This is a genomic window from Pseudomonas luteola NBRC 103146, from assembly GCF_002091675.1.
GTDB lineage: Bacteria > Pseudomonadota > Gammaproteobacteria > Pseudomonadales > Pseudomonadaceae > Chryseomonas > Chryseomonas luteola.
Genome location: NZ_BDAE01000044.1, coordinates 1 through 19,478 on the forward strand (window position 1 = coordinate 1; position 19,478 = coordinate 19,478).

Here is a 19,478-nt window from a genome sequence, read left to right on the forward strand (position 1 = left end):
AAGCGCGACTTTTCAGACAAACCCTAATGATCCGACTGGCCAAAAGCTGGCATCAAGGCGAATTTGATTGAGGTCTTAGCAGAGAAATTAAGCTTAGCCACTAAAGTCTACGTCATTCGGCTACTCAATTGCCGTTAACAAAGCTCCTAACACAATACTTTTATAAGCATAAACATTTATTTCAGGGACTAAGAATGGGAATGTCACAAGGCGCAATTGTTTTTCGCAATAAAACCGCATTATCACCGGAAGAGGTTGTTCAAAGACTTTTCAAGCGAGAAATAACCAACCTTCAAGTTAGTCATCTTGACACTCGCAAGCCCTATAATACGCTTGTTGAACGTTACGATGACGTTTGGGTCATTTCCAACTCTGATCTTGTGCATCCTGTGTTAGAAAACCCCTCCAAAGGCATTGGCATTGATCTGGCTGCTCTGGGTAACCCAGAACTTGTTGTAGCATTCTGTATTTATAGTACGAGCGACACCCATGGCTTTGCCATCATCGAAAACGGTGTTCTGAAGCGTTCAAGATTTCAAGTACAAGGCGAAGATGTCATTGAGTACGGTGATCCGCAGCCATTCGAGCATAAGTGGCTTACGGCAGACTATTACTATGAGGAAGAGGATGATGACCTTCCTGAGGAGGAGAGAGCTAAGGTCCTTTATATCAATAATCGCCAGATGATTGTTATGGAAGACCATTTAACTATGCGGTTGGCTGTGGAGGCTCTAGAGGAGAGCTTTGGATTCTGTCCATGGATAACAAATCAGCGGCCCCTGTGTACCTTCCTTCATCTCGGCGATGAACTCACTAGCACTCCTGGTTCTGATGTGGCTATCCCTCACCGGAAAGCCAAACCTTGGTGGAAGATTTGGTAGCGCTAGGATGGGGCCTCAACAAGGTATCAAACGAAATTGCAAAATTCTTGCCCATCATGCCGACTTTAACTATGCAACGAACCTATAGGTTTGCTGCATAGCTCCTTACCTAAGCTATGTCGGTTTGTTGCATACTTCTCAGGTAACTTCTAGTGTGGTGAATCACAAGTACGTTTAATAGTTCCTACAAAAAGCTCGTGCTGCTCGACCTACCGAAGCCAGGATTTCACCGGCGCTCCTACTCCAGCGGAAGGGCCTCAGGTTCTGGTTGTAAGTAGCTAGGTAATGATTAATAGACTGCTCAAGATCGCTTACTCTGGTATGTGATTGCCTCTTGATCCATCTCTGGCTAAGGGTCGAGAAACCCACTTAAGTCAGCCATACCTGTTGTTAGGGACTAAACTGCTCCTTTTAAGAGATAGTCCCATGCTCATAATCCGTCTCAAAAATGGCGTGACGATCAATTTGGAGCGCTCAGTCGGCAGCTCGGGCAAGTATGGTCTTTGGGAGTTTCATCGTTCGGCTAACTCTTATATGCGGCCACCTGATTACACACCTTTTCGGCATGCTGCTCTGCTTCCGGCCGAGCCAGGTGAGAGCCAGACCGTAACCGTCGCAATAAGCAGACCTGGGCTTCCAGAAGCTGATTGGATACAGGTAGGAGAAGGTGTAGCGACCTACGATGTAGATCGGTAAGAACCATGAATTCAGCTGCCGGTACAGCTGCTCATTCTGTTGAGCGCTGCTAGCTGAAACGAATGGCTTCCAGATTGTACACAGGTCATCTATTAGGATGATTTCCTATTGACGTAAGCCAGAGGCTTCATGACTATAAGAATTCATACCTTTTTGCGCAGAAATATAAAAATTCTGCGCAAACTATAAGAAATCCGTGCATGAAGAAAACTATCGAGTATCTTGGCTACGCCTGGCTGCAACATACTTACGGCCTGAATATTCCAGCACTGGCACGGGTAGCTCAGCTGGGCCCCAGACAGGCTTTTACACGTGGCGCAGGTTATGACATCGAGGTATTCCCTCGCAGCTACGCGCGCCAGCCGGCCGCCATTGAGCATATGGTGTTTGCCTTAACCCATGAAGGTGTAAACCTGAGTTGCCTTGAAAGAGCCTTTCAGATCCAAGAGATACGCGATGAGCTGACACAGGCGCTTAAAGAGAAACCATCCAGTGGCTATCTGCGGCGACTATGGTTTATCTGTGAGGAAGTAGCTGGGCACCGTCTGGCCCTGGATGATGCGCTTGCCAATGTGCCCTATGAGGATCTCATTCCAGCAGAGCGTTATTTTGTCGGTCCTTCTCAAAATGTACGTCGCTATAAAGTAAGGGACAACTTGTTCGGTACGCCTAGGCTGTCAGTCCTGATTGAGCGAGCAAGCGTGCCGGATACGCTCACAAACGACGCAATACAGCAGCGGATGCATGATGAGATAGCTGGCTTTCCTACAGCTGCTCTGGCTCGCGCTGCACTGTATATCATGACCTCAGAGACCCGCAGCTCCTATGCGATTGAGCAGGAGAGGGCTGCTCCGGATCGGATCCACCGATTTATCAGACTTCTGGAGCATGCCGGCACTAGAGTTCTGACAGAGGAAATGCTTCTTGATATCCACCGTATAGCAGTTGGCAAAGACAGGCCTGACCCATCTGTTGGGGCATTTCGCTATGAGCAAAACTGGCTAGGGCGAGGGGACTTCATTAACCTTTTACCGCCGCCCCCAGAGCGAGTGCCTGAGCTTATGGAACGATGGTTTGAGATGCATGAACGTATCCAGACTAGTAATGCGCCAGCTATCGTGAAAGCTAATGCCATTGCACATAGCTTTATTTATATACATCCCTTTATGGACGGCAATGGGCGCCTTTCGCGGTTCTTGATGCAGGATGTGTTGGCAAGTGAGGGGCTACGTGTAAAAGGGATTATCCTGCCGCTCTCTGCCGGTCTGCAGACCAAGCTTGAGGCCTACATACAGAGCTTGGATAGCCTATCGACAAGGCTAATGTCTGCTATCCAATATGAGCAGAACTACCTGGGAGAGCCGCCTGAACTCGTCCGTGACAATACGCACCTGTTTACCCACCTCGATTTGACTGAGCAGCAGGCGCCGCTTAATAGCAGTGCTGAGCTCGTACTGAGTACGTTGTTACATGATGAGCTTACATATCTGGTTGCCCGAGATGCTTTGAAAGAAAGGCTCAACACAGAGCTTGATTTAAGTAATCGGGATCTTGAGCTGCTGATCGCTGTGCTTTATCAGAATGGCGGAAAGGTTTCGAAAACGAAGCGGCAGAGTCATTTTGCTCTGTTAAACGACCAGGAGGTACTCATCGCTGAAGAGGCTTTCGACTCGATAGTTGCTGTTCCCGGTGAGGCAGAATCATCCTGGGCGCCGGAGCCTTGAATACACTGGCTTGCCAGTAGGCTAGATGAGATTACTGATAGGGACGTATTTTATTAATCAGGAAGGGAGCGTTGACGCGTTCCAACATTCATTTCTAAGCAATATCAGCTATCCCTACCTCCTCACAACATCAACAGCCGTAGGGGATGAGCTGGATATCTCAAGGTTACCGCTACGATAGCTTTCTGGCTTAAACCTATTTGTATTTATATCGAAGGCGATCGCTACAAAGAAGTCCCATGTCGAGTCGTACTGATGAAGAGGTAGGGCCTCATAGATATCAATATTGCTTTCTCGATATACAGCAAGCTCCGTTTCAAATTCATCCAGATGCTTGAAACTGAACCGGTCTGGTGACCCTTTGGGTACACGGCCTTTTTTGAAAGGCGTCAACTCATGTGAGCGAAACGACTCTAGGGCGCGTACTTGGCTCTCAAAGTCAGGATGGCCTGGGAAAGGGCGAGTTACATAATGAAGCGCGACTGGCTTCGCGCTTCGCCATTCTACGAACACACAGATGTATCCATTCATGGGAATTCTCTTTGGGTGATCAGGTGCCATAGGCGTCAAGCATTGGTAGCTCTTCGCAAACTTCAGCCTCTGTCGGGAATAACAAGCCCATCTGTTCGATTAGATCTTCGGATGTACTTTTACGAAGGTTAGCTGGATCAAGCTCGCTACCTTCAAGGTAGCCCTGGGAAAGCTTTCGTTTCCAATTCCCCAGTACATGCGCCGGGGTGTACCACACCTCACGCTGCTCAAGAGTAAGCGTATTACCCAAAATAATGATGGCAGGGACGTGCATCAGGGTAAGTTGAAGATATGCCATGTGTACCGCCCGGGAGTCGACGTCCTGAGCAACGACATGAAGGTTTTGCTGATAATTGATGCCCATATGATGGAAGGTATCAGCCATCGCGATGATCATGGCGCCAGCACCGCACGCCGGCTCATGGACCGTCACGTAACCGCGTTGGTTAATTACCTGTTGTAGCTCACCAGCATCCCTGAATTTCATTTGTGCCATGAGGCGACAAACTTCATAAGGGGTAAAAAACTGGCCCCTAGCGCTATTGCCTAGCTCTAACTCACTGAAAACCTTCCCCAGTACATCGTCAGGACCTAAATGCATAGCATTTGTAAGGTGCGCCAGCATCTCGCAAAACCGGCTAACTTCTTCAGGGCTGTAGCGTTTGACGATCCTGAGATATCGGTTCTCACGCTCGTCAAACTGAGCAAGATCAACCTTGTTGGCAAAAGCCAAAGCGCCCATTTCAACAAAGTCGCTAAAAACGTCCCAGAGGTTACGAGAGCGACTATTTGCATGAAGCAGCTTCACGATCTGTGAGCGGTGTTGAGCAGCAGTTGTAGGCGCATAGGCCTGTGGTTTTCGCATCCTCCTCACCCTCTTTCACAAGTCGGCAAGGTGAGGGCATACCACTCTGCATCCGCATCGGAGACCGGAGAGGGCTCTACAGGAGCACTCAGGCGTCTTACTACATTCACTGACTGAACAACCTCCCTCAAAGCATCGAGGCGCAGGAGGGCGTCATTAGTACCGACTGATCGCTGTGTCGCTTCTGAGTTATCCAGGCTTACGCTGTGGTTACGTTGTGGCGCGAAAGGAGAGGGCTGTTTACCAATGACACGGGTCAAAAGATACATGAAATCACCTATTCATATTGTATATACGATAATATAACATGCATTAAAACCAATATGGATAGGTAATCTATGCGTTCTCCCAAACATAAAGGTACTGTTCTCCCTGGAAAGTCCCTGTATGTCGTTACAGGTCGTCTGCTTGGGGATAGTGAAGACACCCTTAAAATCGTCGCCTCCATTGATGCGGGTTGCGCACAAGAGCGATTTGCCCAATTACTAGCTGCCGAAAACGAGTTGAATGCCGATCAGGTCGAGCAAAAGATCGTATACACGCATGACCAGCGAATCGGCGTCTTTGATACAAGCGGTCTGCTTGATGTCACTTGTTTAAACGCGAACAATCGCCTCTTTCATTTCGAAGGCCATCTTGCTGATAGCAAGCAGACCTACCGAAAAGGTGTTGTGGCTCAAACGCTGCAGGAGGCTCAAGAAGAGTTCATCCGATCGTTTAGTACCGGTGACTTCGCTAAGCATGATTCAACCAAGTCAACAGTCATGATTACCCAGGCTGAATTTGTTGGATTACTCAATGATGTGGGGGGCATTGACACCTTCACTCAGAGTCCAGGACATCAGCTCTATGTGTTCACTGGCCGGCTGCTTGATGATGATGAAGATATGGTGGATTTAATTGCCGCCGAAAACCGCGATGCTGCCCACCAGAGCTTCATGGAAAGTCTGGCAGAAGACAGCGGTATGGCGATCGACAGTATTCGCGACGACCAGGTGGTGATCGTAAACGAGCTTTGTATTGGCGCTTATAACCACCAGGGCCTCTTACTGATTGACTCCCACCTTGAGCTGGACGTTGCTGAGGTATTGAGCCTTTCTGGGGGCATGCTACCCGCTGAGACTCGCGAGCCCACCGACGCAGAGGCAAAAAATTTCATATTGGAGATGCTTGAGGGCGAGAGTATCAGCCAGTATCAATCGTTCGAATCATTCTTTGAAGCCCTGACTACGTTTAGTACCTATGAGGGATGGGACAATGATGACCCGAATGAATACAAAGACATTCTGAAAAGAGTCTATGAAGACATCGTTGCAGAAGAGGCGCAAGGCCTCGTCCCTGCCCTAGAGATCTAGTCCATCCGTCTCGTCTTATGACCGGCTGCCAGGATTGTGGCCAAAGCAATTTGGCCATTCTCTAAGCTGCCCTGCCTCAAACACATATTCATAAGCAGTAGCTGGAATGCCCAACTTTATGAAGCCGAACCTTTATTCATTTGCTACAAAAGAATTGTCTCAGGACGCCTTTATCTGCTGGCTTCTCTCATGGGCGTCTCCTAAGTACGAACAGGTGGACCCGGCTCTCTACGCCTGCGGCCAAGGGCTGGTAACCGCTCTACTGCGTAAGCGCTTATCCAGCGTCCCCGAGGTGATTCATAGCGTTAAGGTAGAGCGTCAATTTAAGCGCATTGATGTCTTGTGCACTATCAATGACAAGTATGTAATTTTAATTGAAGACAAGACCACCTCTAAGAACAGCAAGCACCAGCTGGCAACCTATCTTGAGCTGATTACCAAAAAATACCCTCCAGAGACTCATACAGTCGTCCCGATCTATTTTAAAACCCACGATCAGTCGTCTTACGCATCAGTGCTGAAGAATCTCTATGAGGTTTTTACACGTGGAGATTTCCTCGCTGTTTTAGCTGAAGGGATTAGAAATGGCGTTAGTAATGAGATCTTTCTAGACTTCTACGCCTATCTGAGTGGAATTGAGGAGGGTGTACAAGGCTACTTGACCAACTCTTATGAAAGTTGGGACAAGCATGCATGGATTGGTTTCTTCAAACACGTACAGGCCGAGTTAGGCAAAGGCAAATGGGATCAGATTCCCCATCAATATATGGCCTTCTGGTGGGGTGGCCATGGCGATGAATTGGTATCCAAGCGATATCTGCAGCTTAACCAAAAGGAGCTTCAAATAAGAATATCGGTCAAGGATGATTCACAACGTAAAGTAGTACGATCCCAGTGGGCAAGGCGAGTGATCCAGGCTGCCAAAGCCCAGGGTATTGAGTTCTCCAAGGTTAAATACCATGAAGGCAAGACCATGGCACTTGCAGCGGGAAACTATTTGCAGGTGGATGAGGCAGGCATAGTAGACATCCCATCTACTATCGCTTATTTGCGCCAGGTTGAAGACTTTTTGAAAGGGCTGGCAGAGGAAATAGTCGAGGCAGCTTGATAGCAAGCTTTAGCGGCTTAGCATGGTAACTCAGCAATAGCTATAAACGATGCGAAAAAATAGCAGGATAGTAATCTCATAAGGTTACTATCCTGCTGCCTCTTCGGATGGCAGGGCTGAATCCATCAGCATCCATTGCTTTGTCACACAGGGAGCAATGGAGAAGGGTGTAACTATTCAGTTAACGACCTAGGTTTACCAAACTTTAATAAAAATTATTCCTGCTGACGATTGGCCATGTTCTCAGACTCTCGCCACGCTCAGGCAGCATTCTCCAGGCGGGGAAGGAGAATGCTTTCTATTGCCGTCCTCGGTCTCTATAAAATGTAAGTGAAAGACTTTGCAGACCGTCAGAAGATGTCTATTTTGAAAGTAGGAGAAGGATTTCCTGATTAAGGTCTGTGGTAATGCAATACCCGTCGTGGAGACGGCTACAGGTGTTCTGACCTCCTCATGCCTGTAGTCGTCTCTTTTAGGCCAACGTCTTGTAATTTTCCTATTTCTGACGTGGCTACCTCAATTAAACACCTGCTTTGATCAGTTAATGACCAACCTCTATACAGATCACTCTTTCAATTTCTTCATATGAATGCGCTTTGGCAATCAACAGGCGCCATCCGTTAGATACTGCCTATAATGCCCCCCTTTTCCTACCATGATGTCCCTATGAAAAGAGCTCTGCTGGCGCTATCGGTTATGCTGTCTTTTTCTGCGCAGGCTGAACCACCTGCTACATTCGCCCAGGCTAAGGTAGTAGCGAAAGAGAAGATCTATTTCGATCAGACTAATAGTGTTCAGGGTGAGCTCTACTGCGGATGCCATTGGCAATGGACAGGTAAGTCCGGAGGGCGTATTGACTTTGCCTCCTGCGGCTATCAGACACGCTCTCAACAGAACCGGGCCGAACGGGTGGAGTGGGAGCATATCGTCCCTGCCTGGATCTTTGGCCATCAGCGCCAGTGTTGGCAGAACGGGGGTCGCAAGAACTGCGTATCTGATGATCCTGTTTTCCGTGCGATGGAAGCAGACCTCTACAACCTCTATCCCTCGGTAGGAGAGGTTAATGGCGACCGTAGCAACTATCAGTATGGCATGGTTACTGGCGTAGCGCCTCAATATGGCCAGTGTAAGACCAGAGTAGATTTTGCCGGCCGGTCTGCTGAGCCGCGAGATGAGGTTAAAGGCCTGACGGCCCGAACGACGTTCTATATGTATGATCGCTTTGACCTTTCCATGTCGCGCCAACAACAGCAGCTTCTGATGGCATGGGATAGGCAATTCCCGGTTACCGCATGGGAAAAAGAGCGTGATAATCGTATCTCCAGCATCATGGGGCACCACAATCCTTTCGTAACTGGTGAGCGAAAGTGGGTACAGGGGTATAAGCCGGTTGGCGATGGCATCGTCAGTCCTATCCCAGCTCGTACCACTAGATCAACAAAGACATTACCTGAAGTTGAATCGGCACCTGTGGCTGGCAGCAAGATAATTGGGAATAAGAGCAGCCATATCTATCATCTGCCTCAGGGATGCCCGAGCTACGATAACGTATCGGAAAAGAATCAAGTAGCGTTTAGCTCCGAATCAGAGGCTCAGGCTGCAGGTTACCGTAAAGCTGGAAACTGCAGGTAAAGCACTGCTGCCTTAAAGTGCATCAAGTCACCTTAGGGGCCAGACATATTGAAGGATTAAAAGATTTTTTTTGAGGGCAAAAAAAACCGCCCTAGCAAGGCGGTTTTTCTTAGCAGATTAGATTCGCGGTCTTCTCTGCTCTCCTCACAGGAGACATTCACAATGTCGTTAAAAGATAAGATATCAACCGTTACCAGTCAACACGTCTTTTTTGCAGGAGGCGAGGTGATCGACTTTTGTAGTAAGAGAGCTGAGAGTTAAGGAATACCTAAAACTCAGCGATAGCGTGCTGAGCTCATTCAGGTTGATTCAGGGCAGAGATGATGTCATCTGGTAATGTTCTTACAAAGACCTTCATATGGCGCAAAGGGGAAGGGCTATTCATGATGTCGAACATGTGTTGCCTATAGCGCCTGGGTAACGTTTTGGAATATCGTTTAGCTGCATCTGCCACTGCTCGATCAGTACCGTGTATTTCGGCTACAAGCGCGAGCGCGACGATTGCGTCATAGAACCGCAATGGGCTTTCCTCACTATAGATCTATCAGGCCAGGCTTGATTATAGCGCTTTGCAATCAGCGCACCTAGGAAGCTTGCGCCCTACATCAATGAGGAGCAGCTCATAGTCTGGTAAGAAGACATGAACTGCTTTAGGCACACTTGGTCCTTGGTCATGTAAGCCAAACCAGGACGAAAAGAATGCCTAATACAGACATGAAGGTTCTCTTGCGAAGGATAAGCAATAAGCACTGCCTGTATAACGTGGCCATGGCCCTGTTTGTACCCGCGCTTCTTATGATCGTGAGTCTATTATTCCCTCACCATGCCGTACCCTGGATTCCCTCTGCCTTGTTTGGCGGATTTGTAGCGACGTCCATCCTGGTCTCGGCCTGCCGTACCGACTTAAAATAGGGGCGCTAGCTCAATCGGTTCTAGCCCCTTTGAATCAGTCATCGCGTCAATGAAGCATGTGCACAGTAGTCAATAAGTACCATCAGCCATTCGACATCTATATTGGCCGAGGTAGTCGTTGGGGCAACCCCTACCAGATCGGAAAGGACGGCGACCGTGACCAGGTTATTGCTCAGTATCGTGAATATCTCTGGCGCCAGATACTGAATGGTGAAGTGACCTCGACCGACCTACTCAACCTTGATGGAAAACGTCTTGCCTGCTTTTGCAAACCAAAAGCTTGCCATGGTGATGTAATCGTTGCGGCAGTGGCCTGGGCTAAAAATCGCGCCGCGCAAGCGCTGCTATAGCTCAGACTGGATGAGTTTCAAGCCTTCCGTAATCTGGCCTTTAATCTATATTAGGGGTCTAGCTGATATCTGCAGAAAACTCCAAAGCTGGCCCCGAAGAAACTATGAAGCCAATCATCCAAAGAAACGAACCTGCGACAGTTATCGTTTGCGGTAAGTGCTCACAGCCTCTTCAGACTATTATCGATCGATATGCATCGGACGATGATGCGCGATCAGTTGTACTACATGCTCAGAAGGGGTGCTCCATCAAGCAGATCACAGTAGAGCAGGCGTGGGCGTTAGAGGGGGAGTGTCGATGTGATGGATGAAGCTTAAGCAGTTCCGGCCGACTGTATTCAACACACTCTCCATTGTCGCCAGTAAAAGGGAGAAGGCCTCGTTGTTGAGGGTGACAAATTAGAGCCCCCGGTAAAGGCCATAAGGTCATTAGCACTCAAAGCGTCATCAATGATTTAGCACTGCCCAGTCTGCGCAGTGGGGACTAAGAGTGATAGATTTAATGAATGAATATACGCTCTCGAAGACGTATAATTATTCATATGATCGAATCGCTCAGGTCTAACGCTATGCAATCCGCCACCTTGAAGTCTCTGGGAATGAAGAGCAGTATCTGCCCTGTTACGCATTCTCCCTCTCCGAACGTAACACGCCACTTCGGCTCTGACATACACGAGCTCAAAACGAGGGCGATCCAGACGCATGCCGTTCCGGGTCTGAGAACAGCCACACGTGTGTGGCATGCGGAGGAACTTTCTCGTACAACGCCGGAACCTAACTGTTCGAGGAAAAGTGCTAGGAGGTAGATGCAAATCTGTATCGGTTGTTAAAGGGCCTTCTGATAAACAGAGTTGCAGGCCCACCGCCCGTCACCACGGGAGTTCTTTAGTGCACTAGCTATCTTCGATATGAGCTAGAACCTTCTTAAGCTTTTCATCATCCCAAAGTAAACTCTTGCCGTTATCTCGTGAGCTGTTCAGCAGCTGCCCAGGACTCTTTCTATTGAGTTGGCGAACTACACTAGCGACAGTCGCCTGATGAACTTTGCTTGCTATATTCAGGTCGTGTTCATCCAGCTGTTCTTTAGTAAAAACGTGTATTTCGGGATTATATGTCATCGTTTGACTTCTCCACTCGAAATGGGGCTTGACATCATATTAATATCATTTCATGGCTACGTCGCCAAGGTACGAGCCTACCCTGGCGACCAGTGGAGAAGATGCGATTTCCTTTCGCATGATTATTCATCTAGGTCATAACGTACTTTTATCGGTTGTCATTCGCTTAAATGAGAGATTCCAGAACCGAAATCTAATTTCAGACAAGGCCTAGCAGATCCTGACCTTTCCGAGCACTTCATCACGGTTACTAAGGGATAACTTAAGCAGCTGGCGCCGAATTTTGCCCCTCTTCCAGGGCGTGTACAACAGACCGTAGATATGATTCGCGGCTATAAATTTGGTGTCGTCAACAATACTCGCTAGCTTTCATGGAAAGTGGATGCTCTCCCTCGCTTTCATTATGATGTGGTCCGATATCCAAACACCTACAGGGTGAGTCAGTATGTTTCGAAAGATTCTTTTAAACCAGTGGGAGCGGCTTACTGAATCTGAGCTGGAAAGACTTGGCCGAGACCTTCCAATCTTTATTCTCTGTGTTTGCGGGTGCTTAGCCGCTTTATTTTCCTTCGCTTGATCACCGACACGGTAAATCGGGATGACTTATCAGCTGTGAATTAATAAGGCCTAAAACCGTAGAAGCACGTCCGACTCTTACTAGCTCACTAGCAGAAAGGCCGCTATGTTGGACATGCTTGTACTGATAAAACCACTCAATACCTTTAGCAGGGTTTCCCAGTGCTTTGCCAGCTGCGTTTATCAACTCAGTGGCCTGTAGACACCGTTCACTCTCTCCGTTAAGGGTAGAGCTACTAAGATCATCATCATACTTGGACAATGCCTCCACAAGGGGTAGTAACTGTCTGGCGCCAAGAGTGACCTCTTCGGGAGTTGAAGAAGCTAGATCGCTGTACGAAGCGGCTACATCCCGGGAAGCAGCAATTACGTCCATTGCCCCAATCAAGCTTAGCGTCAGACATTCAATTTTTTCTCGATCTTCATTGATGCCTTCTGCAACGAGTTCTTCAAGCCCTTTGGTTCTGTAATAATCACTGAATCCATTGAGGACTCGGCTAGCCAGGGCTTGAAGCTTTGGGTGCTGATCATGAGGCTGTGAAGTAGGAGGGCTGTGATCGGCTAGTAGTGCTTGTGTGCTTTGGGTGAGTACCTGCAGGCGCCGGTTCTCATCCTCATCAGAATCTGCCAGGTTCGATGCTCGAAGCTGGAGCTGCTGGATCAGCTCCTTAAGATGCTCTTCGCTGATGATAATTTGACGTCCAGACATCTTGTTCAGCCTCTTGCTTTAGCTTACTGGTAGTTGCCTCTGGCCTCGTACGGCTTCATGCATCCGCCTCTTGGTGAGTTACATTATCTGTCAGGCTCACGACCTTTAGCTGAGCCTGATGAAGTAGGGCGGTTTGCTCAGTGAGGAGGGCGTTAAGCTTGCTTATTTCCGTGTGAAGCGCGTCGTTCTTGGCCTCAAGCGATTCATTTTTCAGAGAGACTTTATCCATTTCTTTCTGCATAACCTGTAACTGGCCAGCAAGATGCGCTTTCTCTTGGTTGACTTGGGATAACTGCGCACTTAGTTTATGCCAAACCTCTTGAGCTTCCTTCTCTGCTTTTCTGTGCAGTACGCGCTCTTCGTCAATCTGACGTAAAAAGCGAGCGGTATCATCATTATAGCGAGCCTGTTCATTGTGTAGTTCAAGCTCAAGGCGCTCAACCTTGCGTTGATGCTCCAATGTAATATCAGCAACCACCTTATGGCGTTGCTCGGTCTCAGCCTCTAATTTGGCCTGCCATTCAACCCTTTCTCTGTCATGCGTGGCTATTTCGGCCTTATGCGCCGTACGTAGCTCTTCCATGCGAGACAACTCTTGGTCGATCCGACCGTTTGCATGAGCGAGCTGCGCTATTAGCTGCGCCTCACGCTGAGCAGCTTGGTTAAGTTGTTCACGCATGAGAATAATCTGATCTTCGCGCTCTGCCTGCCTTTCTTGAGCTCTCTCAAGGAGTTCCATAGTTTCCTGGGCAGCTTTTTTCGCATCTTCAGCTTCACTGCGAAATTGATCGCGCTCCTGGCTAAACTCACTGAGTGCAATTTCTTTGATATTCATCCAAAGATTCCAAAAGGCATCCTGCGCTGCTTTTGGATAGTCCCCGCCGGCGCTACGCTCGGCAAGCTCAGACATTATTTGGCGGACTTCCCTAACAATAGCGTTACTGGCGCCATGGCCTGTTATCTCCCGTACTTTTCGCCATGATGGAGTATCACCGTTTTTTAAGAGGCTCATGACGGCATCGTAGGTTTCAGGGCTGTATTGCTTGCTCATCATGGGTATCTCATACGGGTATGGGGCGACGGAGGATCAGGAGGCTCATTTTATATCGCGAGGGGCTGATCTGACTCTAGACTGATAAAACATTATGCTTTTGAAGTCTCTAAGATCAATCAAATTCAGACACTCAGCTTCTCAGAGTCATTTTAGCTAGAAAAGTAATATCACACGGGAGAATAGTTCCGTAAGATACTATGTGTCATTTTACTATAGTAATAGCTAAAAAATACGGGCTGGCTATGAAGTACTATACCCACTGTCTTCTGTTTCTACTTGCTTTATCAGGTTCTGCAGGGGCCGCAGATCTGTTAAACAGCGGGACGACTCAGCCATCGATGACTCTCCCGTATGCCAATATAGGTGAGAGTTGTCCAGGTAATGGGGCGGCAGCGCTGACGACCACAGGTAAGGCTCTTATGTGTGAGTCCGGACGCTGGAGTAGCTCCACGTTCAACGGTCATTACTACTACCAGAGCTTAGTTCGCAAAACATACACAGGCGTGAATGATCGACCAGGTCCAATCTTTGTTAATGCCTTTGGTGGAAATGCACATACTGGCGATCCTACCAATCCATGCTTCAAGCAAGCCTGCGGTAACTCATGTTCTCTGATTGCTGCTAGCAATGGAGTAGGGGTGGCACACCATGCTGATAATGCCACCAATGGCGCAAGAACATGTGTAGTGGGTTTTTGGGTTGCCCCTGGAACGACCTTCACGGTTGTCTCTGAGCCCTATTCAAACCCATACGGTGGAGATTTTTACATAACGCTATTTGGGGAATAGGGTCATCAAAATGATCTATAGACGAAAGATGATGACGGTTGCCTGGCGCATAGCTTTAGCTGGGCCTGTTTTAATGTCCCACGCTCAAGCTGACCTTTTGAAGGGCGACTCAGGCCCTCCAGGTATGTCAATCATCTATGCGGTTGAAGGCACTCCATGTCCAGGAACTGGAAGTAAAGCATATAGCCAGGTTGGACGGCCAATGGAGTGTATCAACGGCACATGGAAAGAGATGGTGGCAGGGTTTTACACTCAATACTCGCTTGCTCAGAAACCGAACACGACAAATGATGACCGGCTGAGTTTAGGGCGCCATAAGTACTGCGCACTTAGCGGACAGCAGTCTGAACAGCTGTCTGATACTCATTGCTCTTTAATTGTTAACGCCAGCTCTATATGGGAGCTGAGCGCCAGAGTAACCACGAGCAATCCATCAGAGCACTGGTGTATAGCTACATGCTTGGACTGATAAAGGTGTCCTTTATTAGCTACATTTTAGACTGCTGCTGGCTAGATGGCCCTGACATTACGCCTGTCCCAGCCGTCCATACCTGTCCGATTTGCCTCTGTTTCGCATCCCGTTAAAACCACTGATGCCAGAACTCTAGAGAGGAGGATGACATTAGCGTCATCCAGGCCTATCTGTGTTGTCTGGTATGAACCTTAAGATTTGCAGTTCGCCTGCTTTAAAGCGGTACGCAACGACGCGTTGTACCTCATGCATTGTGAGCTCCCGAACTCCATAGATTGGAGAGGGCGATCCTAAATAGGGAGCTCTTGAGAGGGTATTGGCCATAGCAAGCACATCATGTGCTTTGTTTTGCTTGGCTTCTGTACCGATTACGCGAGTAAGCGCCTCCTCAAGATCCTGAATTGCTTTCTGAGTTATTTTTAGCCTTGGCACGTCCAATCCATCCACTCTGAATATCGGTCAGATCAACAAGATTTCCAGCGTCAGCATCTGCGATGCCTTCTTGAATAGCCTCTACATGCCATAACTCTTGTTCCACATAGAGACGAAGTGCTCGTTCAATATGGAAGCTTCTATCCCGATCCGTTGCGTCAGCTAGTTTCTGCAGTTTTTCAGCAAGATCTTTTTCAACGCGTGCCGTGACTGGAACTGACATAAAACACCTGTTTTCAATGTTTACGATGTGGTCATTGTATCTCTAGCAGTCACGTTTTTCCATCACAGAGACCGCATAAAAATGTTGGTAGGGCCTCCGTACATACGTATCTTTATTACTCATAGCCTGACTCCTTAGCATAGCTTGAAAGAAGCTCAAGCTAGAGACTCATGTAATGCATATACCTATTACATATGTAATGGATCTATCTGCTGTATTTCTGATAACCATACTTATCAGAAATGAGATATTCACTAATAGGGCGCCTATGTCTGTTCACCGTAGCTAGGCGATCTAGGCCATAATCAACCTACAAATCGACCGTATCTGAGTACTGTTCTTAATGATGGATACGAAACGCGCATCTTGGCCTTGGTCTATTGCAAAGATAATTTCAGGTGGTCAAACCGGAGCCGATCGAGCTGGATTGGACTGGGCCATTGATCATGGCATCGCCCATGGTGGCTGGTGCCCTAGGGGCAGGATCAGCACCGATGGAAGTATCGATAGTCGCTACAACCTGCTAGAGACTGAGTCAACTGGGTATCGGCAGAGGACACGACGTAATATCGAGTCCAGTGATGCAACCGTAATTTTTATGATGGGGCCGCTTATTGGTGGGTCTTTGTTGACCTACACCCTTGCAGAAAAGCTGGCCAAGCCCGTAAAGGTTTATCAGCTAGCTGCAGATAATAAATCGCAGTTCTACGAAGTCCTGGATTGGCTTACTCAGGAAGCTCCTGAGGTGATCAATGTAGCCGGGCCAAGTGAATCTAGATGTCCTGGTACATATCAGGCTACCTATGAAGCTCTGGATCGAATCTTTCAGTGTGATGTAACGCTGCGCTTGAGCTGATACATCTGTAGGAGTCGGCACCTCAATATCATGTCAGTTCGTGATAGCTCTATGGACGATCGCCGGCGCAGCCAAACCTTCATCAAAGCTACACGAGGCTTAGACTTAATCAAGAGTTTGCTTTTATCCCTTAGCAACCCATGTAAGCGATATTTGTAACTCATGAAGTGAAGCCCGCAGCCCTTCTGAGCGACTCTTTTATACTGTCAAAAGGGGTTCAGCCTGAATCCATGCCCCTTCTGGGTTCGGTAATGGGTGCGAGAGCAAGCTAAAGTTAGTTTGCGCATACTGCTCGTGTTCATAAGTTTTGTGGCAGGCATCAAGTAGATTTTGATAAAATAAAAGGATGTTTACCACAGTATATTCAAAAGAATATGTGTGGGATTATTACCTGTCAGGATGAATACTATGCCTTGCATGGACGAAATTTCAGGCCCAATGGCATTAGAAAGCTTGGTTGAACGAACCGAGCAGGCTATGGGGAGGTGCGGAGAATTCGTCCAGCTAACGCAGACGTACCGAGCAAGGATCGGAGCTGAAGACGGCCTTGAAATTACCAGGGTGCTTGAACTGATAACAGATAGGCTTAACAAGTCCAGCAATCTCTTGCTTCACTTCTACCAGACGCAAGATCATCGACTTGTGGACTGTCAGCGCCTACTTAACAAGCATCTTGTTAACGCTGAAAGAACCCTAGATGAGCTCAAAGTCATCCTGGAGTCCTATCAGTGAGACGAAAGGCTAAACCTACAGGAACGCTTCGATCCTTCCTTGATGGCGTGAGAAAGACTATTTCGGAAATTGATACTGAATTTGATGTATTGATGCTCGAAGGCGCACGGTTGACCGGGCAACTCTACGCACAGCTGATGGATGAAGCGCGGGATACCTATACTGCAGTAAACCAAATCCAAAGAGATGCTGGAGAGGCAATCGATTACCACAAAGCCGGGCTCGAAAAGGAAATCTTCCGTCTCCGGGCGGCTGAGCACGCGGCTTTTGAGTCGTTGACTGACAAAGTCCCATCGATCCGTAGTTGGAAGCACTATGACAAACTCGCCGATATAGCTGCGAGCAAACTCGGAATCTGTACCCTCTTCGAATTAAGGAAATCAGTCGTCGGTATCGGCCTTATAGGGATGGTTGCTGCGAAGATGCATAACCTTCCTATATTTGACACTATTGCGAGCCATGTCTTCGAACTCGGCACCTCTTTTTATCCGGCCCTTAGCCAATCAGATTCCCAAGCGCTGACTACTGCAATGATAGGGATCTCGGCACTGTCAGCTTACCGGCTATTTTCAGTCAACCTGGCCGGGCGAAGGGCGGCAAACTTTGATCAGAACAAATACACCCTTGAACGTTGGCAGAGCAAGCTGCAAGGGGGCTGGGCCAATTGGGCGGTGAGCGTAATCGGATGGGTGAATGATAAGCTACATAACAGCCTGCCCCTTTTTGAGAAGCAAACCTTGCAGCAGTTGAAGTCACTCAAGCAAGGCGAGTTGGCAAGGCTTTTTACTACAGACCTGCTCACCCAGCCTCAACAATACGCATTTCAGAGTATAGTCAGGGAGCTAACTCAACAGTATCGCATCGGTATGGCTGACACCGTGGCGATCGAAATGCTTTTGCAAGAACCGGATCCAAATAGGGTAATGGCTATATTGCGTAGCCGAGAGATTCCTGAGCACTGGGCACAGGAGTTTAAGATTGAGCGAAGATTTCTTGTCTCAACCGATCGTAACTGGAGCTTGCCGCTGTTTGATCATGATCAACCTAGCCGAGTGAGCCAGGCTTGCTCCTGTCAGCATGAGCGGACTGTTGATAACCATGAGCCGCCCGGCCCGAACATTTAGTTATTTCCGATTAATGCCTTAATCGGAAATAACATCACTCTCATCAGCTAAGCCTGTAACCCAAGCATGCTTAGTACTTAACATCCTTTTATCAAACAAGAATCTATACGTTTGGTTGATTAGCTAATACGTGTCTTTATATGGCTCAAATCAGAAACTCAAAAAATAACGATCGCTGGACAGAAGAAATACTTGCCCTGCTGGGAAAGGCAACGGATGCAAGCATCGCCCGACGCCTAGGTGTGTCGAGTATGACCGTACAGCGAAAGCGTGAGCAATTTGGTATACCTAGGCGCCAGGTAAGCATGGTTTCGTCAGACAGGTCTGTTGAATTCTCATGGACTGCTGAGTCATTAGCACTATTAGGCGTTGAATCTGACGCCTCAGTTGCCTCAAAACTAGGGCTTAACCGTAAAGGTGTATGGGCTAAACGTACCAGTCTAGGTATCCCCCGCTGCTCTAAACGATCAAAGTATAATGATGAGCTGCCAGAAGAGCTCATCCTGAAGCTTGGGAAAGTCCCTGACTCTGATCTTGCCCGAGAGTATGGTGTGCCTGATTACGCCCTTTATAAAGCTCGCAAAGAAAGATCGATAGCCGCCTTTGTAAGGATTGACCCTGCTATTGATGAGCTTAAACGTGAGCTGGGTACAGCAAGTGATTACACCCTTGCTACCAAATACAGCGCATCCCCTAGCCGTGTACGGAGCCTGCGCAACGCACTGAATATTCCGCCCTTTAAACCTAGCTCGAATAAGCTAAAGGAATCCCCCAATAATGAGTAAACTAAAGATCTGGAGGCAGTGACCTTTAGTGGGAGTACTCTTGCTATTACCTACCCTAGCCCACTCTGTACCTGATGATGGTTATAAACTGATTCGGATTTGTAGTGTGTTCATCAGACTAGTCGATAATCCCACACAGCCGGCTAATGCATTTGAGACATCTCAAGCGGGTGAATGCATGGGGTTCATGCGGGGGATGAGATATATGTTCCGGATACAAGAGGCGATGCACAATAGCAGCGTTTGCATGCCCAAAATTAGCAATCTGGATTACGTAAAAAGTATTGTTGCTTATGGAAACGCCCATCAAGAGTTGCTTGCTGAGAATGAAAGCACAATGGTGATCCGCTCTGCTGCAAAGCTTTATCCGTGCAAATGATATTTGATCAGCTGATCTAAGCAGCCCACATCAGTATCTGGATACTGCCCTAGTAGGTGAGCACCTTGAGCGGAACCCGGTAGCTCTGAACGCGGATACGGCTTTATGGATGAAGCTAGCGTGGCCAGAGGCCCCCTCGCAGCGGCAGTATGCGCCGGCAGGTGTCACCAGGGTGC

The 19,478-nt window shown here is 48.1% G+C and carries 16 protein-coding genes and 1 pseudogene; 11 read left to right on the forward strand and 6 right to left on the reverse strand.

Features of this window, described 5'->3' with window-relative positions; translation table 11 throughout:
- The first annotated feature begins 194 nt into the window (after positions 1-194).
- Entirely contained in the window at positions 195-881 is a 687-nt protein-coding gene (locus PLU01S_RS23855) for a DUF6928 family protein (protein ID WP_139208973.1), read from the forward strand.
- A gap of 174 nt (positions 882-1,055) precedes the next feature.
- Here the strand turns inward: PLU01S_RS23855 and PLU01S_RS26285 are convergent.
- Positions 1,056-1,244 (reverse strand): annotated as a pseudogene (locus tag PLU01S_RS26285) (IS630 family transposase); the annotation flags it as partial.
- Positions 1,245-1,777: 533 nt separating this feature from the next.
- On the opposite strand from PLU01S_RS26285, the gene PLU01S_RS23870 reads away from it, so the two are divergent.
- A complete protein-coding gene (locus tag PLU01S_RS23870; RefSeq protein WP_074830380.1) occupies positions 1,778-3,301 on the forward strand; it encodes a Fic family protein in 1,524 nt (507 codons plus the stop codon).
- Positions 3,302-3,851: 550 nt separating this feature from the next.
- Here the strand turns inward: PLU01S_RS23870 and PLU01S_RS23880 are convergent.
- Positions 3,852-4,640, reverse strand: coding sequence for an N-6 DNA methylase (locus PLU01S_RS23880; RefSeq protein ID WP_233432246.1), 789 nt, complete (start codon positions 4,638-4,640; stop codon positions 3,852-3,854).
- Positions 4,641-5,035: 395 nt separating this feature from the next.
- Between PLU01S_RS23880 and PLU01S_RS23885 the strand changes: the two genes are divergently transcribed.
- From PLU01S_RS23885 to PLU01S_RS23895, 3 genes are all read left to right on the forward strand, one after another.
- Positions 5,036-6,052: a hypothetical protein gene (locus PLU01S_RS23885; protein WP_074830373.1), complete on the forward strand. Its 1,017-nt coding sequence runs from the start codon at positions 5,036-5,038 to the stop codon at positions 6,050-6,052.
- Positions 6,053-6,158: 106 nt separating this feature from the next.
- On the forward strand, positions 6,159-7,160 hold the full coding sequence (locus PLU01S_RS23890; RefSeq protein WP_074830371.1) for a PD-(D/E)XK nuclease family protein: 1,002 nt from the start codon (positions 6,159-6,161) through the stop codon (positions 7,158-7,160).
- Between the two features lie 666 nt (positions 7,161-7,826).
- Positions 7,827-8,792: an endonuclease gene (locus PLU01S_RS23895; protein WP_074830368.1), complete on the forward strand. Its 966-nt coding sequence runs from the start codon at positions 7,827-7,829 to the stop codon at positions 8,790-8,792.
- 295 nt (positions 8,793-9,087) lie between these two features.
- Here the strand turns inward: PLU01S_RS23895 and PLU01S_RS26760 are convergent, their stop codons facing one another.
- On the reverse strand, positions 9,088-9,312 hold the full coding sequence (locus PLU01S_RS26760; protein WP_435873449.1) for a DUF7740 domain-containing protein: 225 nt from the start codon (positions 9,310-9,312) through the stop codon (positions 9,088-9,090).
- A 179-nt stretch (positions 9,313-9,491) separates the two neighbouring features.
- Between PLU01S_RS26760 and PLU01S_RS23905 the strand changes: the two genes are divergently transcribed.
- Complete coding sequence (locus tag PLU01S_RS23905) at positions 9,492-9,704, forward strand: hypothetical protein (RefSeq protein ID WP_074830365.1); 213 nt, start codon at positions 9,492-9,494, stop codon at positions 9,702-9,704.
- A gap of 56 nt (positions 9,705-9,760) precedes the next feature.
- Positions 9,761-10,054 (forward strand): DUF4326 domain-containing protein, encoded by a 294-nt coding sequence (locus tag PLU01S_RS23910; RefSeq protein ID WP_019366936.1) that lies wholly within the window; start codon positions 9,761-9,763, stop codon positions 10,052-10,054.
- Positions 10,055-11,749: 1,695 nt separating this feature from the next.
- Here the strand turns inward: PLU01S_RS23910 and PLU01S_RS23920 are convergent.
- The 3 genes from PLU01S_RS23920 to PLU01S_RS23930 form a co-directional block, all read right to left on the reverse strand.
- Positions 11,750-12,457, reverse strand: a complete 708-nt coding sequence (locus tag PLU01S_RS23920) for a hypothetical protein (protein WP_074830360.1) — start codon at positions 12,455-12,457, stop codon at positions 11,750-11,752.
- Between the two features lie 55 nt (positions 12,458-12,512).
- Entirely contained in the window at positions 12,513-13,511 is a 999-nt protein-coding gene (locus PLU01S_RS23925) for a DNA-binding protein (protein ID WP_074830357.1), read from the reverse strand.
- A 1,648-nt stretch (positions 13,512-15,159) separates the two neighbouring features.
- A complete protein-coding gene (locus tag PLU01S_RS23930) occupies positions 15,160-15,426 on the reverse strand; it encodes a CopG family ribbon-helix-helix protein (protein ID WP_074830354.1) in 267 nt (88 codons plus the stop codon).
- Between the two features lie 343 nt (positions 15,427-15,769).
- Between PLU01S_RS23930 and PLU01S_RS23935 the strand changes: the two genes are divergently transcribed.
- From PLU01S_RS23935 to PLU01S_RS26465, 4 genes are all read left to right on the forward strand, one after another.
- Positions 15,770-16,282: a putative molybdenum carrier protein gene (locus tag PLU01S_RS23935; protein ID WP_233432245.1), complete on the forward strand. Its 513-nt coding sequence runs from the start codon at positions 15,770-15,772 to the stop codon at positions 16,280-16,282.
- A 728-nt stretch (positions 16,283-17,010) separates the two neighbouring features.
- Positions 17,011-18,138 carry a hypothetical protein gene (locus tag PLU01S_RS23945; protein ID WP_074830349.1) on the forward strand — a complete coding sequence of 376 codons (1,128 nt, stop codon included), beginning with the start codon at positions 17,011-17,013 and terminating at the stop codon, positions 18,136-18,138.
- A 140-nt stretch (positions 18,139-18,278) separates the two neighbouring features.
- Positions 18,279-18,923, forward strand: a complete 645-nt coding sequence (locus tag PLU01S_RS23950; RefSeq protein WP_084339945.1) for a hypothetical protein — start codon at positions 18,279-18,281, stop codon at positions 18,921-18,923.
- A 28-nt stretch (positions 18,924-18,951) separates the two neighbouring features.
- Positions 18,952-19,302 carry a Rap1a/Tai family immunity protein gene (locus PLU01S_RS26465; RefSeq protein WP_353681969.1) on the forward strand — a complete coding sequence of 117 codons (351 nt, stop codon included), beginning with the start codon at positions 18,952-18,954 and terminating at the stop codon, positions 19,300-19,302.
- The last annotated feature ends 176 nt before the right edge of the window (positions 19,303-19,478 follow it).